The sequence below is a fragment of the Streptomyces sp. NPDC006552 genome, assembly GCF_040611655.1.
In the GTDB taxonomy this organism is placed as follows: Bacteria; Actinomycetota; Actinomycetes; order Streptomycetales; family Streptomycetaceae; genus Streptomyces.
The window spans coordinates 1-14,980 of the sequence record NZ_JBEXOS010000058.1 but is presented as its reverse complement, the minus strand read 5'-3'; the positions used below and the strand labels follow the sequence as shown (position 1 = coordinate 14,980).

Below are 14,980 nucleotides of genomic sequence, written 5' to 3'. Positions count from 1 at the left end.
CCCGGCCGGCCCCGAAGGGAGCCACGACATGGAGCACCGTTCGAGCGACGGATCCGTACGGTCCCCCGGCGCGGTCCCCGCCGGCCTCGCCGGACCCGAGCCGGGCCAGGTCGACCCGGCGGTCCTCGCCGCGCTGCTCGCCCGGCACGGCTGGCGGCGGCGGGGCGGCGCCGCGGGCCGCTACACGCGCTGGACACCGCCCGGCCCGGGAGCCCGCCCGAGCCTGCTCGTGCCCGGGAGCGCGGCCTTCCCGGACAGCGCGGAACTGCTCGGCGAGGCGCTCCTCGCGCTGGAGCGCGGCAACGCCCCCGGCGCCCGCGAGATCCTCGTCGCGCTCACCGTGCCGAGCGACGAGATCCGCTGGTGGCGGGAGGAGCCCGGCGGACCGGCCGGCGCCCCCACCTGGACCGCGGAGGAGCGCCTGCGCTCCGCCGCCCGCCGGATGCTGCTCGCCGGAGCCCTCGCCGTGCGCGACCGCGCCGGGTACCACGGGGCCCGGCACCGCCGCACCGCCGCCGCGGCCCTGGAGAACGTGCTGGTGCAGACGGCGCCCGGCGGGGACCGGCTCACCGCGTTCGTGCCCGTCGCCACGGGCCGCCCGCTCGCGGTCCGGCTGCACCAGGCGCTCTACGCGGTGCGCGAGGCCATCGACTACCGCCGGGCCACCGGCGGCATGGACGCCTTCGACGGGGCGGTCGGGGCGGGCGTCAGCCACGAGCTGACCGAGGCGCTCGTCGCACTGGTGCGCGGCACCGAGGGCGCGTGCGTCAGCGTCGCCTGGGCGCCCGCCGCCGGGGTGCCCGCGGAGTGCACCGACGGGGACGCGCCCGTCGAGTTCTCCCCCGGCGACCTGGACGTCCTGCGCGCCGCCGGCGCCCGCTACCGGCACGCCGAGCCCTCCGTCCCCGTCCGCATCACCGGCACCGTCGTGCGGATGCGCCGGCCGGGGCCGGGCGGCGCGGGGACGGTGCGGCTGCGCGTCCTCGCGGGCGCGGACGTCCCGCACGTGCGCGTGGTGCTCGACGAGGAGGGGTACCGCACCGCGGGCCACGCCCACCTCGTCGGCCTGCCGGTCCGGGTGCACGGACGCCTGGAGAGCCGGGGCGGCTTCCGGCGCCTGACCGGCGCCGGGGGCGTCGTCCCCGTCCAGGTGGAGGAGGCCGAGCGGGACCGGCTGATGAAGTCGCTCCAGGAGAACCTGGACTTCTTCGAGGACGCCTGCGCGGGGGAGGAGTAGCAGGCCGCGCCGCCGGGGCGCGGAAGAACCGCTTCGCGAGCGGGCCCGGCGACTCGGTACGATCCTTACTGCGCGCGTCACAGGTACTGGCGTGGCGTACCCCCTTCAGGTAGGAGAGACCGGTGTCAGACGTCCGTGTAGTCATCCAACGCGATTCCGAGCGGGACGAGCGCGTGGTGACGACGGGCACCACGGCCGCCGAGCTCTTCGCCGGTGAGCGCAGCATCGTCGCGGCCCGGGTGGGCGGTGAGCTGAAGGACCTCGCGTACGTGGTGGCCGACGGCGAGACCGTCGAGCCCGTGGATATCTCCTCCGAGGACGGTCTCAGCATCCTGCGGCACTCCACCGCGCACGTGATGGCGCAGGCCGTCCAGGAGCTGTTCCCCGAGGCCAAGCTCGGCATCGGCCCGCCCATCAAGGACGGCTTCTACTACGACTTCGACGTCAAGGAGCCGTTCACCCCCGAGGACGTCAAGCGCATCGAGAAGAAGATGCAGGAGATCCAGAAGCGGGGGCAGCGCTTCTCGCGCCGGCTGACCACCGACGAGGACGCCCGCGTCGAGCTGGCCGAAGAGCCCTACAAGCTGGAGCTGATCGGCCTCAAGGGCAACGCGGCGCAGGCCGCCGACGGCGCCGACGCCGAGGTCGGCGGCGGCGAGCTGACCATCTACGACAACCTCGACGCCAAGACCGGCGAGCTGTGCTGGAAGGACCTCTGCCGCGGCCCGCACCTGCCCACCACCCGGAACATCCCGGCGTTCAAGCTGATGCGCTCCGCCGCCGCGTACTGGCGGGGCAGTGAGAAGAACCCGCAGCTCCAGCGGATCTACGGCACCGCGTGGCCGTCGAAGGACGAGCTCAAGGCATACCTCGACTTCCTCGCCGAGGCCGAGAAGCGCGACCACCGCAAGCTCGGCGCCGAGCTGGACCTGTTCTCCTTCCCCGACGAGCTGGGCCCGGGCCTCGCGGTCTTCCACCCCAAGGGCGGGGTGATCCGCAAGGTCATGGAGGACTACTCGCGCCGGCGCCACGAGGTCTCCGGGTACGAGTTCGTCAACACCCCGCACATCTCGAAGGAGAAGCTCTTCGAGATCTCCGGGCACCTGCCGCACTACTCGGAGGGCATGTTCCCGCCCATCCAGTTCGACGAGCAGAACTACCGCCTCAAGGCGATGAACTGCCCGATGCACAACCTGATCTTCAAGTCCCGGGGCCGTTCCTACCGCGAACTGCCGTTGCGGCTCTTCGAGTTCGGCACCGTGTACCGCTACGAGAAGTCGGGCGTCGTGCACGGCCTGACCCGCTCGCGCGGCTTCACCCAGGACGACTCGCACATCTACTGCACCAAGGAGCAGATGCCGCAGGAGCTGGACACGCTCCTGACCTTCGTGCTCGACCTGCTGCGCGACTACGGCCTGACCGAGTTCGAGCTGGAGCTGTCCACCCGCGACGACTCCGACAAGTTCATCGGTGAGGACGCGGACTGGGAGGAGGCGACCGAGGCGCTGCGCCTGGCCGCCGAGAAGCAGAACCTCCCGCTCGTGCCGGACCCGGGCGGCGCCGCCTACTACGGCCCGAAGATCTCCGTGCAGGCCAAGGACGCCATCGGCCGCTCCTGGCAGATGTCGACCCTCCAGGTCGACTTCAACCAGCCCAAGCGGTTCGGCCTGGAGTACACCGCGGCGGACGGCTCGCGCCAGCAGCCCGTCATGCTGCACCGTGCGCTGTTCGGTTCGATCGAGCGGTTCTTCGGGGTGCTCCTGGAGCACTACGCGGGCGCCTTCCCGGCGTGGCTCGCGCCGGTGCAGGCCGTCGGCATCCCGATCGGCGACGGCCACGTGCAGTACCTTCAGGAGTTCGCCGAGCAGGCGCGCGCCCAGGGCCTGCGCGTCGAGGTCGACTCGTCCTCGGACCGGATGCAGAAGAAGATCCGCAACCAGCAGAAGGCCAAGGTGCCCTTCATGGTCATCGCGGGCGACGAGGACATGAACGCCGGTTCGGTCTCCTTCCGCTACCGCGACGGCTCGCAGGAGAACGGCATCCCGGTCGCCGACGCCATCGCGAAGATCGTGAAGGTCGTCGAGGAGCGGGCGCAGGTCTGACGGACTCAGTCGTCCACGCGGTGAGAGGCCCCCGGAGCGTTCGCAGCGTGCTCCGGGGGCCTCTCGCCGTCCCGGGCGAACGCCTGGAGCAGCCAGGACGAGAACGTGCCGGTGACCGCCCCCAGCAGGGCCAGCCCGCAGACCATGACACCCACCGCCACCAGCCGGCCCAGCGGCGTCACCGGCGCCAGATCGCCGTACCCCACGGTGGACAGCGTCGTACAGGTGAACCAGACCGCGTCGCCGTACGTCACGATGTCCGCGCCCGGCGCGATGTGCTCCTGCTGGTACAGGGCGAGTGAGCCCGCGAAGCCCAGCAGCGTCACCGCGACCCCCGCATAAGCGATCACCCGCGCGTGCAGCGCCAGCCGCGGCCGCTCGTGGCGGCGCTGCACCCGCTGGTAGGTCTGCACGATCCGGACCGGGCGCAGCAGCGGCAGCAGCAGGACGACGGCGTCCAGCCAGTGCGTGCGCAGGAAGCGCGGCAGGCGCTGCCCGCTCAGCCGCAGCCGCACCACGTAGTCCACGACGAAGACGGCCCACGCCGCGAGCGCCACGGCCAGGCACAGGTCCCGCAGCGCGCCGGGCAGGCCCCCGCCGAGGACCCGCAGCGCGTACGAGGCGAGGAAGAGCAGCGACGCCACTGCGAGGACGACGCCGTTGTGCCGCTCCCAGCGGGCCAGGGCAGTGTCGGTCATCCGCCCAGCATCGCCCGGCCGGGCGGGGGCGCCACCCGCCGACACGCCTGGCCGGGGCGACGCCATATGCTGCACTTCATGACGAGTGAGCCGGAGCAGCAGATCGGTCCCGTGGGTGAGCCGGACGGATTCGGGCGCCTGTGGACCCCGCACCGCATCGCCTACATCCAGGGTGAGGGCAAGCCGACGGGCCCCGGCGCCGACGACGGCTGTCCCTTCTGCGCGGCCCCCGCCGTCTCCGACGAGGACGCCCTGATCGTGGCGCGGGGCGAGCACGTCTTCGCGATCCTCAACCTGTACCCGTACAACGGCGGGCACATGATGGTGCTGCCCTACCGGCACGTCGCCGACTACACGGACCTCGACGACGCGGAGACCGCGGAGCTGGCCGCCTTCACCAAGCGCGCCATGACCGCGCTGCGCTCCGCCTCGGGGGCGCACGGGTTCAACATCGGCATGAACCAGGGCGCCGTCGCGGGCGCCGGCATCGCCGCCCACCTGCACCAGCACATCGTCCCGCGCTGGGGCGGCGACACGAACTTCATGCCGGTCGTCGGCCACACGAAGGTGCTGCCGCAGCTGCTCGGCGACACCCGTACCGCGATCGCCAAGGCCTGGCCCGCCGCCTGAGCGGCGCACCGGCCCGGCGCGCGGCGCGGCCGGTGGCCGGGCCTACGCGTCGTACACGTCGGCCTTGCGCGGAGTGGGGTCCTGGACCAGTCCGCTGAGCACACCCGAGCGAGTACCGAACTTCTCCGTGTCCACGCCGTGGTCGACCAGGACCCGCAGCGCCGCGGCGTGCACCACGCGCAACACCGGCGTCGCGGTGCGCAGCGCGTCGTCGGCCATGAAGCGGTGGCGCCAGGGCTGGTCCGCCCAGGCGTGCCGCAGGCCGAACGGCTCGGGCAGGACGATCTTGCCGCCCATGTGGTCGAGTATCGGCGGGTACCAGGTGAAGGGGGCGCGGACCGCGACCCGGACCGCCTCGTCCGCGTCGATGAGCGGCAGCGTCTTCGTCGTCGTCTCCCAGAACCGCACCGCCTTGGCGACCTCCTTGGTCCTCGGTTCGGGCTTCGACGTGAACAGGGAGTTGACCGGGCCGAGCGCGTGGCCGGTCACCTCGATGCGCAGCGTCTCGTGCAGCACCGTCACCGTGATCAGCATGGTGATCACCAGCTGGCCGTCCCAGAGCGTGAACTGCACGCCCAGGTAGTGGCGGTCGCCGCTGCCGAACTGCTGCTCGTTGCAGATCCGCTGTATCTCGTGCTGCCTGATCTGGAAGGCGTCGACGTCCGCGCCCGTCGGGCGGGCCACCGCCGTCGCCTTCTCGCCGATCGGCGTGACGATCCAGTCCTTCACCGACGGGGTCGGGAACCCGCCCGTGTGCAGCGGGCCGCGCTGGAGCAGCCGCAGCTCGTCCTGGATGGCGCGGATGACGTCCCAGCTGCGGAACGGATGGATCTCCTTGCCCGCCTCGGCGGGGACCAGGTCCTCGGCCAGCTGCCAGCTGCCCCAGCGCGTCCCCATGCCCAGGATGCCCTTGGGGCCCGCGTAGAAGACCGAGTTCGACTGCTGCTCCGCGCTGAGCCGCGCCAGGCTCTGGCGCAGCTGCTCGGCCGCGGTCTCGCCGGGGCTGCCCGGCACCGCCTCCGGGATCTTCGCGCCGATCCCGCCGCCGGAGAGCAGCGCCTCCCACCGGTCGCGCAGATCCTTCGCGGTGCGCTCGCAGATCCGCCGCGCCCACAGGCCGCCGATCACCGGAGCCACGAACGAGGCCCGCAGATACCAGGCCCAGAACCCGCCGAACGGCAGCTTGATCAACAGGACCAGCAGACCGATGGCGGCGACCGTCATGATCGTCGTCGCCACCGCGGCCCGCCCGCGCGCCTTGCGCTCCAGCTTCTTCGCCTCGCCCTGCTCCTTGGCGGACTTGCCCTCGGTCTCCTTGACGATTCTCTCGGCCGTCTCGATCCGGGCGTTGTTCGTCCGCCGGATCTGGAACGCGCCTAGCCACAGCAGGAAGCCGGGCAGGAAGAGGAACCCGAAGAGGGCCGTCACACCGGTGAGCAGGCTGTCGCGCTCGCGCCGGATCCGGTTGGCCGCCAGACAGTGCTCGACGACCACCTGCGGTTCCGTACCGAACGACTGGATGAGCGGCTTGCGGCCCGCGCCGAGCATCCGCAGCTGCACCGCCCGCGAGAACGCCTCACCCAGATTGGGCGCGAACAGCGACCACCGGCCGGCCTTCGCCTCGGTCTTGTGCCATTCGTTGTTGGCGTCCTCGATCTTCGACGCCCTGTCGTCCCGGTACGCCGCCGAGGCGATGGCGAACGTCGCCGCGGTCTGGCCCGCCGACCCCTGCAACGGGACCTGCGCGCCCGGCCTGAAATCGAATGCATCGTCCGCCACTGCCCGCCCCCATCACCGCACGCTGTCGCTGCTGCGGCTTTTCCCGACTTCCACGCCCCGCACACCTGTTGATCAGTTGATCGTCCTGATCCGCCGACCGTGGACCAGCGTAACGGCCGCCGCCGACATCCACCCCGGCAAGACGGATGCCGGTGGCGCGAGCGGCGGCGAAGGGAGCAACTACGGCGTGGACCGGGCCTGTTCGCGCAGCCTCGCGCCCACCTGCGCCGGCATCGGCTCGTGCCGCGCGTAGCCGCGGCCGAAGCGGGCCGTGCCGTGCGAGAGCGAGCGCAGGTCCACCGCGTACCGGCCGATCTCGATCTCCGGCACCTCGGCCCGTACGAGGGTGCGCCCGCCCGGCGCCTGTTCGGTGCCGACGACGCGCCCGCGGCGCCCGGACAGGTCGCTCATCACGGCACCCACGTAGTCGTCCCCGACCAGCACCCGCACCTCGGCGACCGGCTCCAGGAGGTGGATCGTGGCGGCGGCCGCCGCCTCGCGCAGCGCGAGCGCCCCGGCCGTCTGGAACGCCGCGTCGGAGGAGTCCACCGCGTGCGCCTTGCCGTCCAGCAGCGTCACCCGCACGTCGGTCAGCGGGTACCCGGCCGCGACGCCCCGGGCCGCCTGCGCGCGGACGCCCTTCTCGACGGAGGGGACGAACTGCCGCGGCACCGCCCCGCCGACGACCTTGTCCACGAACTCGATGCCGGACCCGCCCGGCAGCGGTTCCACCTCGATCGCGCAGATCGCGAACTGCCCGTGCCCGCCGGACTGTTTCACGTGCCGCCCGCGCCCCGCGGAGCGGCCCGCGAACGTCTCCCGCAGCGACACCTGGTGCGCGACCACGTCGACCCGCACCCCGTACCGGCTGCGCAGCCGCTCCAGGGCGACGTCCGCGTGCGCCTCGCCCAGGCACCACAGCACCAGCTGGCGCGTGTCCTGGTTCTGCTCCAGGCGCATCGTCGGATCCTCCGCGACGAGCCGCGCGAGCCCCTGCGACAGTTTGTCCTCGTCCGCCTTGCCGTGGGCCCGGACGGCGAGCGGCAGCAACGGGTCCGGCATGTCCCACGCCGCCATCAGCAGCGGATCGTCCTGCGCCGAGAGGGTGTCGCCCGTCTCGGCGCGGCGCAGTTTCGCCACGCACGCCAGATCCCCCGCGACGCACCGTGTCAGCGTGCGCTGCCGCTTGCCGAACGGCGCCGACAGCGCGCCGATCCGCTCGTCCGACTCGTGCAGGGCGCGGTCCGCGTGGGCGTGGTCCTCCAGGCCGTGCCCGGACACGTGCACCGTCGCGTCCGGGCGCAGAGTGCCGGAGAAGACCCGGACCAGCGAGATGCGGCCCACGTACGGGTCGGAGGCCGTCTTGACGACCTCGGCCACCAGCGGGCCGTCCGGGTCGCAGGCCCCGACCGTGCGGGCCGTGCCGCCGGGCGTGCGCACCGCGGGCGCCGCGCGCTCCAGCGGCGAGGGGAAACCCCCCGTGACCAGCTCCAGGAGCTCGACCGTGCCGAGCCCCTGGCGGGCGCCCGGCGGCGCGGGCGCCGCGGCGAGGACCGGGTGGAAGACGCCGCGCGCGACGGCCCGCTCCAGATCCTCGACCAGCGTCGTGAAGTCGAGTTCCGCGCCGCTCAGATAGCGGTCCATGAGGGTCTCGTCCTCGCTCTCCGCGATGATCCCCTCGATGAGCCGGTTGCGGGCCTCCTCGATCGCGGGCAGCCGCTCCGCGCCGGGTGCGGACTCCGCGCGTTCGCCCCGCGCGTAGTCGTACAGGCGCTGCGAGAGGAGGCCGACGAGCCCCGTCACGGGCGCGTGGCCGTCCGCGCCCTGCGGGCCGTGCAGTGGCAGGTACAGCGGGAGCACGGCGTCGGGGTCCTCGCCCCCGAAGACCCGCGCACAGGTCCGTGTCATCTCCGCGAAGTCGGCGCGCGCCGCCTCCAGGTGGGTGACGACGATCGCCCGCGGCATGCCGACGGCGGCACACTCCTCCCACACCATGCGGGTCGCGCCGGCCATCGTCTGCGGGCTCTCGGCCGCCGAGACGACGAACAGGGCCGCGTCCGCCGCGCGCAGACCGGCCCGCAACTCCCCGACGAAATCCGCGTGGCCGGGGGTGTCCAGCAGATTGATCTTGTAGCCGCCCCACTCCACCGGGACGAGCGAGAGCTGGACCGAGCGCTGTTGGCGGTGCTCGATCGCGTCGTGGTCGGAGAGGGTGGTGCCGTCCTCGACCCGCCCCGCCCGGCCGACCGCCCCCGCGGTCAGCGCGAGCGCCTCCACCAGGGTCGTCTTGCCCGAGCCGCTGTGGCCGACCAGCACCACGTTCCGTACCGACGCGGGGTGGTCGGCCGTCGCCGCCCTGCCGGCGGCTCCGGGGTGTGCGTGCGCCTTGTCGCCCATGCCTTGCCTCCCGGTTGTCGCACGGTGAGGTGGTTCGTGTGGGACGTGAGAGCGCGGACGCACGGATCCGCGTGCGGAGGCGGCTTCGGCGACGCCCGCGGTGGCATCGAGCTTTCCACTCCGGTCACGGTGCGTCCATACGTCGTACGCGAGTCCACGCGCGCGTGGCGGCCCGGCGGTCGTTCTCCCGCGCGCGTGACTACGATGGGCCAGCCGGTGGCCAGAGGGGTCACCCGGCACCGACCCTCGGGAAGGCCATGCTGAACAAGTACGCGCGTGCATTCTTCACGCGTGTCCTCACACCGTTCGCCGCGTTTCTCATCCGTCGCGGGGTCAGTCCCGACACGGTGACACTCCTCGGCACCGCCGGAGTGATGGCGGGGGCGCTGGTCTTCTACCCGCGCGGAGAGTTCTTCTGGGGCACGGTCGTCATCACGCTGTTCGTCTTCTCGGACCTCGTGGACGGCAACATGGCGCGCCAGCTGGGCCGCTCCAGCCGCTGGGGCGCGTTCCTCGACTCCACGCTCGACCGGGTCGCCGACAGCGCCGTCTTCGGCGGTCTGGCCCTGTGGTACGGCGGTTCGGGCGACGACAACGTCCTGGCCGCGGTCTCCATCTTCTGCCTCGCCAGTGGCCAGGTCGTCTCCTACACGAAGGCGCGCGGCGAGGCGATCGGCCTGCCCGTCGCCGTCAACGGCCTGGTGGAGCGCGCCGAGCGCCTCGTCATCTCGCTGGTCGCCGCGGGCTTGGCGGGCCTGCACAAGTTCGGGGTGCCCGGCATCCAGTACCTGCTGCCGGCCGCGCTGTGGATCGTCGCCGTGGGCAGCCTCGTGACCCTGATCCAGCGGGTGGTGACCGTCCGCCGCGAGTCCGCGGAGGCCGACGCCGCGGCCGCGGCCGCCGCCCAGGAGGAGGCCGCCTCGTGAGCGGCGTCCAGGAGCGGGTGACGGACGCGCTGTACGGGCTCGGCTGGGCCACCGTCAAGAAGCTGCCCGAGCCGGTCGCGCGGCGGCTGGGCCGGAGCATCGCCGACGCCGTGTGGAAGCGGCGCGGCAAGGGCGTGCTGCGCCTGGAGGCCAATCTCGCCCGGGTGGTCCCCGACGCGACGCCCCAGAAGCTGGCCGCGCTGTCCCGGGCGGGCATGCGCTCCTACCTGCGCTACTGGATGGAGTCCTTCCGGCTGCCCGCGTGGAGCCGGCAGCGCATCGCGGAGGGCGTCGAGGTCAAGGACGTCCACCTGCTCACCGAGGGACTGGCGGCCGGCAAGGGCGTCGTGCTCGCCCTGCCCCACATGGGCAACTACGACCTCGCGGGCGCCTGGGTCACCACCAAGCTGGACACCCCGTTCACCACCGTCGCCGAGCGGCTCAAGCCGGAGACCCTGTACGACCGCTTCGTGGCGTACCGCGAGGGGCTCGGCATGGAGGTGCTGCCGCACACCGGCGGCTCCGCCTTCGGGGCGCTGGCCCGGCGGCTGCGCGCGGGCGGCCTGGTCTGCCTGGTCGCCGACCGCGACCTGTCGACCTCCGGGGTGGAGGTCAAGTTCTTCGGCGAGGCGACGCGGATGCCGCCCGGACCCGCGCTGCTCGCCCAGCAGACGGGCGCGTTGCTCCTGCCCGTCACCCTCTGGTACGACTCCTCGTCCATCATGCGGGGCCGCGTCCACCCGCCGGTCGACGTGCCGGAGACAGGTACCCGGGCGGAGAAGACGTCCGTCATGACACAGGCGGTGGCCGACGCCTTCGCCACAGGGATCGCGGACCATCCGGAGGACTGGCACATGCTGCAACGTCTGTGGCTCGCCGACCTGGAGCACGTCGAGGAGCGGCCCGCGTGAGGATCGGCATCGTCTGCCCGTACTCCTGGGACGTGCCGGGCGGCGTCCAGTTCCACATCCGCGATCTGGCGGAGCACCTCATCGCCCTCGGGCACGAGGTCTCCGTCCTCGCCCCGGCGGACGACGAGACCCCGCTGCCGCCGTACGTCGTCTCGGCGGGCCGCGCGGTCCCGGTGCCGTACAACGGCTCGGTGGCCCGGCTCAACTTCGGCTTCCTGAGCGCCGCGCGCGTGCGCCGCTGGCTGCACGACGGCGCGTTCGACGTGATCCACATCCACGAACCGACCTCGCCCTCGCTCGGCCTGCTGTCGTGCTGGGCGGCGCAGGGCCCCATCGTCGCGACCTTCCACACCTCCAACCCCCGCTCGCGGGCGATGATCGCCGCGTACCCGATCCTGCAGCCCGCCCTGGAGAAGATCAGCGCGCGCATCGCGGTCAGCGAGTACGCGCGCCGTACCCTCGTCGAACACCTGGGCGGGGACGCGGTGGTCATCCCGAACGGGGTCGACGTCGACTTCTTCGCGCGCGCCGAGCCCAAGGCGGAGTGGCGCGGCGGGCCCGGGGCCGGCGCGCGGGGCGGCACGATCGGCTTCATCGGACGCATCGACGAGCCCCGCAAGGGGCTGCCGGTCCTGATGAAGGCGCTGCCGAAGATCCTCGCGGAGCGGCCCGAGACCCGGCTCCTGGTCGCCGGCCGCGGCGACGAGGTGGAGGCCGTCGCGTCCCTGCCCAAGGAGATGCGCGAGCGCGTCGAGTTCCTCGGCATGGTCAGCGACGTCGACAAGGCGCGGTTCCTGCGCAGCATCGACGTCTACGTCGCCCCGAACACCGGCGGCGAGAGCTTCGGGATCATCCTCGTCGAGGCGATGTCGGCGGGCGCCCCGGTGCTCGCCTCCGACCTGGACGCCTTCGCCCAGGTCCTCGACCAGGGAGCGGCCGGCGAGCTGTTCGCGAACGAGGACGCGGACGCGCTGGCGGACGCGGCGCTGCGCCTGCTGGCCGACCCCGCCCGCCGCGACGATCTGCGCGAGCGCGGCAGCAAGCACGTGCGCCGCTTCGACTGGTCGACCGTCGGCGCCGACATCCTCTCGGTCTACGAGACGGTGACGCACGGCGCGGCGGTGGTGGCCGCCGACGAACGCACGGGCCTGCGGGCCCGGTTCGGCCTGGCCCGCAACTGAGCGCCGGGCGGGGCCCCTGCCGCGCGCGCGGGGGCCGGCCCCGGCACCGGTAATCTTGCCGCCCGTGACCGCCACCCTGATCTGGATCGCCGTAGCCCTCTTCGCCATCGGCCTCTACCTGAGCTGGACCGCGGGACGCCTCGACCGGCTGCACGCCCGCATCGACGCGGCCCGCGCCGCCCTCGACGCCCAACTGCTGCGCCGCGCCTCCGTCGCCCAGGAACTGGCCACCTCCGGGGTGCTCGACCCGGCCGCCTCGATCGTGCTCTACGAGGCCGCGCACGCCGCCCGGCAGGCCGAGGAGGAGCAGCGCGAGGTCGCCGAGAGCGAACTGAGCCAGGCGCTGCGCGCGGTCTTCGGCGACGCCGCCCAGATCGAGACCGTCCGGGAGGCGCCCGGCGGCGAGGAGGCGGCCGAGGAACTGGCCCAGGCGGTGCGCCGGGTGCCCATGGCCCGCCGCTTCCACAACGACGCCGTCCGCGCGGTCCGCGCCCTGCGCCGCCACCGCACCGTCCGCTGGTTCCGGCTCGCCGGCCACGCCCCGTTCCCCCTGGCCGTCGAGATGGACGACGAGCCCCCGGCGTCCGTCGCCGACCGCGCCACTTCGTAGGGCCACGCCGCAAAAGGAGCCACCGGCTGTTCATTGGCTCTTGCAGTGGCCTGGCCCACGGCGGTTACCTCGGTGGTGCATCGAGCCTTCGTCACCGAGTGAGGTCACCCGTGTCCAGCAGCACCCCGCAGCCCGCCGCCCCCGCGCTTCCCGAAGCTCCCGCCACCGGCACCGCCCGCGTCAAGCGCGGCATGGCCGAGCAGCTCAAGGGCGGCGTCATCATGGACGTGGTCGACGCCGAGCAGGCGAAGATAGCCGAGGACGCGGGCGCCGTCGCCGTCATGGCCCTGGAGCGGGTCCCGGCCGACATCCGCAAGGACGGCGGCGTGGCCCGGATGTCCGACCCGAACATGATCGAGGAGATCATCGGCGCGGTCTCCATCCCGGTCATGGCCAAGTCCCGCATCGGCCACTTCGTCGAGGCCCAGGTCCTGCAGTCCCTCGGCGTCGACTACATCGACGAGTCCGAGGTCCTGACCCCGGCCGACGAGGTCAACCACAGCGACAAGTTCGCCTTCACCACGCCGTTCGTCTGCGGCGCCACCAACCTCGGCGAGGCCCTGCGCCGCATCGCCGAGGGCGCGGCCATGATCCGCTCCAAGGGCGAGGCCGGCACCGGCAACGTCGTGGAGGCCGTCCGCCACCTGCGCCAGATCAAGAACGAGATCGCCCGCCTGCGCGGCTTCGACAACAACGAGCTGTACGCCGCCGCCAAGGACCTGCGCGCCCCCTACGAGCTGGTCAAGGAGGTCTCCGAGCTGGGCCGGCTGCCCGTGGTCCTCTTCTCCGCCGGGGGTGTCGCCACCCCGGCCGACGCCGCGCTCATGCGCCAGCTCGGCGCCGAGGGCGTCTTCGTCGGCTCCGGCATCTTCAAGTCGGGCGACCCGGCCAAGCGCGCCGCCGCCATCGTGAAGGCCACCACCTTCTACGACGACCCCAAGGTCATCGCGGACGCCTCCCGCAACCTCGGCGAGGCCATGGTCGGCATCAACTGCGACACCCTGCCCGAGACCGAGCGCTACGCGAACCGGGGCTGGTAACCACCATGAGCACCACCCCCGTCATCGGCGTCCTGGCGCTCCAGGGCGACGTACGGGAGCACCTCATCGCCCTGGCCACGGCCGACGCCGTGGCCAGGCCGGTGCGGCGCCCCGAAGAGCTGGCCGAGGTCGACGGCCTGGTCATCCCCGGCGGCGAGTCGACGACCATCTCCAAACTGGCCGAGCTGTTCGGCCTGATGGAGCCCCTGCGCGCGCGCGTGCGCGCCGGGATGCCCGTCTACGGCACCTGCGCCGGCATGATCCTGCTCGCCGACAAGATCCTCGACCCGCGCTCGGGCCAGGAGTCCCTCGGCGGCATCGACATGATCGTGCGCCGCAACGCCTTCGGGCGGCAGAACGAGTCCTTCGAAGCGGCCGTCCACGTCCGGGGCGTCGAGGGCGCTCCGGTCGAGGGCGTCTTCATCCGCGCCCCCTGGGTGGAGTCCGTGGGCGCGGCCGTGGAGGTGCTCGCCGAGCACGAAGGGCACATCGTGGCCGTGCGGCAGGGCGACGCGCTGGCGACGTCCTTCCACCCCGAGCTGACCGGGGACCACCGGCTCCACGGCCTTTTCGTCGACATGGTGCGGGCGAAGGGTGCCGCGGGTTCCTTGTAGGATCGCTGCGTTCGTACTGAGGTTGGTTACGCGAAGGAGACAGGCAGATGTCCGGCCACTCTAAATGGGCTACGACGAAGCACAAGAAGGCCGTGATCGACGCCAAGCGCGGCAAACTCTTCGCGAAGATGATCAAGAACATCGAGGTCGCGGCCCGCACGGGCGGCGCCGACGTGTCCGGTAACCCGACCCTCTTCGACGCCATCCAGAAGGCCAAGAAGAGCTCGGTCCCGAACAAGAACATCGACTCCGCGGTCAAGCGCGGCGCCGGTCTCGAAGCCGGTGGCGCCGACTACGAGACGATCATGTACGAGGGGTACGGTCCGAACGGCGTCGCGGTGCTCATCGAGTGCCTCACCGACAACCGCAACCGCGCCGCCTCCGACGTGCGCGTCGCCATGACCCGCAACGGCGGCAACATGGCCGACCCGGGCTCCGTGTCGTACCTCTTCCACCGCAAGGGCGTCGTGGTCGTCCCCAAGGGCGAGCTGAGCGAGGACGACGTCCTCGGAGCCGTCCTCGACGCGGGCGCCGAAGAGGTCAACGACCTGGGCGAGTCCTTCGAGGTGCTCTCCGAGGCCACCGACCTCGTCGCGGTCCGCACCGCCTTGCAGGACGCCGGCATCGACTACGACTCCGCCGACGCCAACTTCGTCCCGACCATGCAGGTCGAGCTGGACGAGGAAGGCGCGCGCAAGATCTTCAAGCTGATCGACGCCCTGGAGGACAGCGACGACGTGCAGAACGTCTTCGCCAACTTCGACGTCTCGGACGAGGTCATGGAGAAGGTCGACGCCTGACCGCGGCTCGGTGAACTTCCCCCGTCGTGGTCATACCCCCAGCCTACGGGCGGGC

13 protein-coding genes are annotated in these 14,980 nt (G+C 72.5%); 10 read left to right on the top strand and 3 right to left on the bottom strand.

Going from position 1 to position 14,980, the window contains the following annotated elements; all coding sequences use genetic code 11:
- Window positions 1-28 precede the first annotated feature (28 nt).
- Both ABZY33_RS27430 and thrS read left to right on the top strand, forming a co-directional pair.
- On the top strand, window positions 29-1,237 hold the full coding sequence (locus ABZY33_RS27430) for a hypothetical protein (RefSeq protein WP_356494360.1): 1,209 nt from the start codon (window positions 29-31) through the stop codon (window positions 1,235-1,237).
- A gap of 122 nt (window positions 1,238-1,359) precedes the next feature.
- A complete protein-coding gene (thrS, locus tag ABZY33_RS27425; RefSeq protein WP_356494359.1) occupies window positions 1,360-3,339 on the top strand; it encodes a threonine--tRNA ligase in 1,980 nt (659 codons plus the stop codon).
- Window positions 3,340-3,344: 5 nt separating this feature from the next.
- Here thrS and ABZY33_RS27420 read toward each other — a convergent pair whose 3' ends face one another.
- Window positions 3,345-4,037, bottom strand: a complete 693-nt coding sequence (locus ABZY33_RS27420) for a potassium channel family protein (protein ID WP_356494358.1) — start codon at window positions 4,035-4,037, stop codon at window positions 3,345-3,347.
- A gap of 66 nt (window positions 4,038-4,103) precedes the next feature.
- On the opposite strand from ABZY33_RS27420, the gene ABZY33_RS27415 reads away from it, so the two are divergent.
- Window positions 4,104-4,667, top strand: a complete 564-nt coding sequence (locus tag ABZY33_RS27415; protein ID WP_356494357.1) for an HIT domain-containing protein — start codon at window positions 4,104-4,106, stop codon at window positions 4,665-4,667.
- 42 nt (window positions 4,668-4,709) lie between these two features.
- On the opposite strand, the gene ABZY33_RS27410 is transcribed toward ABZY33_RS27415, so the two are convergent.
- Both ABZY33_RS27410 and ABZY33_RS27405 read right to left on the bottom strand, forming a co-directional pair.
- A complete protein-coding gene (locus ABZY33_RS27410; RefSeq protein WP_356494356.1) occupies window positions 4,710-6,446 on the bottom strand; it encodes a hypothetical protein in 1,737 nt (578 codons plus the stop codon).
- Window positions 6,447-6,626: 180 nt separating this feature from the next.
- On the bottom strand, window positions 6,627-8,843 hold the full coding sequence (locus tag ABZY33_RS27405; RefSeq protein WP_356494355.1) for an elongation factor G-like protein EF-G2: 2,217 nt from the start codon (window positions 8,841-8,843) through the stop codon (window positions 6,627-6,629).
- 257 nt (window positions 8,844-9,100) lie between these two features.
- On the opposite strand from ABZY33_RS27405, the gene pgsA reads away from it, so the two are divergent.
- The 7 genes from pgsA (at window position 9,101) to ABZY33_RS27370 (ending at window position 14,925) form a co-directional block, all read left to right on the top strand.
- Entirely contained in the window at window positions 9,101-9,769 is a 669-nt protein-coding gene (pgsA, locus tag ABZY33_RS27400) for a phosphatidylinositol phosphate synthase (protein ID WP_356494354.1), read from the top strand.
- Complete coding sequence (locus tag ABZY33_RS27395; RefSeq protein ID WP_356494353.1) at window positions 9,766-10,680, top strand: phosphatidylinositol mannoside acyltransferase; 915 nt, start codon at window positions 9,766-9,768, stop codon at window positions 10,678-10,680. The genes pgsA and ABZY33_RS27395 overlap by 4 nt, the downstream gene beginning before the upstream one ends.
- Window positions 10,677-11,861 (top strand): glycosyltransferase family 4 protein, encoded by a 1,185-nt coding sequence (locus ABZY33_RS27390; protein WP_356494352.1) that lies wholly within the window; start codon window positions 10,677-10,679, stop codon window positions 11,859-11,861. Before ABZY33_RS27395 ends, ABZY33_RS27390 begins: the two co-directional genes overlap by 4 nt.
- A gap of 64 nt (window positions 11,862-11,925) precedes the next feature.
- Entirely contained in the window at window positions 11,926-12,471 is a 546-nt protein-coding gene (locus tag ABZY33_RS27385; RefSeq protein ID WP_356494351.1) for a hypothetical protein, read from the top strand.
- Between the two features lie 110 nt (window positions 12,472-12,581).
- Window positions 12,582-13,511: a pyridoxal 5'-phosphate synthase lyase subunit PdxS gene (gene pdxS / locus ABZY33_RS27380; RefSeq protein ID WP_356494350.1), complete on the top strand. Its 930-nt coding sequence runs from the start codon at window positions 12,582-12,584 to the stop codon at window positions 13,509-13,511.
- Between the two features lie 5 nt (window positions 13,512-13,516).
- On the top strand, window positions 13,517-14,125 hold the full coding sequence (gene pdxT / locus ABZY33_RS27375; RefSeq protein WP_356494349.1) for a pyridoxal 5'-phosphate synthase glutaminase subunit PdxT: 609 nt from the start codon (window positions 13,517-13,519) through the stop codon (window positions 14,123-14,125).
- Window positions 14,126-14,172: 47 nt separating this feature from the next.
- Window positions 14,173-14,925: a YebC/PmpR family DNA-binding transcriptional regulator gene (locus tag ABZY33_RS27370; RefSeq protein WP_356494348.1), complete on the top strand. Its 753-nt coding sequence runs from the start codon at window positions 14,173-14,175 to the stop codon at window positions 14,923-14,925.
- Window positions 14,926-14,980: the final 55 nt, after the last annotated feature.

Bases quoted from the DNA above. Each gene is read 5' to 3' on its own strand.
- ABZY33_RS27430 (WP_356494360.1), top strand. From the start codon at position 29: ATGGAGCACCGTTCGAGCGACGGATCCGTACGGTCCCCCGGCGCGGTC.
- ABZY33_RS27420 (WP_356494358.1), bottom strand. From the start codon at position 4,037: ATGACCGACACTGCCCTGGCCCGCTGGGAGCGGCACAACGGCGTCGTC.
- ABZY33_RS27415 (WP_356494357.1), top strand. From the start codon at position 4,104: ATGCTGCACTTCATGACGAGTGAGCCGGAGCAGCAGATCGGTCCCGTG.
- ABZY33_RS27405 (WP_356494355.1), bottom strand. From the start codon at position 8,843: ATGGGCGACAAGGCGCACGCACACCCCGGAGCCGCCGGCAGGGCGGCG.
- pgsA (WP_356494354.1), top strand. From the start codon at position 9,101: ATGCTGAACAAGTACGCGCGTGCATTCTTCACGCGTGTCCTCACACCG.
- pdxT (WP_356494349.1), top strand. From the start codon at position 13,517: ATGAGCACCACCCCCGTCATCGGCGTCCTGGCGCTCCAGGGCGACGTA.
- ABZY33_RS27370 (WP_356494348.1), top strand. From the start codon at position 14,173: ATGTCCGGCCACTCTAAATGGGCTACGACGAAGCACAAGAAGGCCGTG.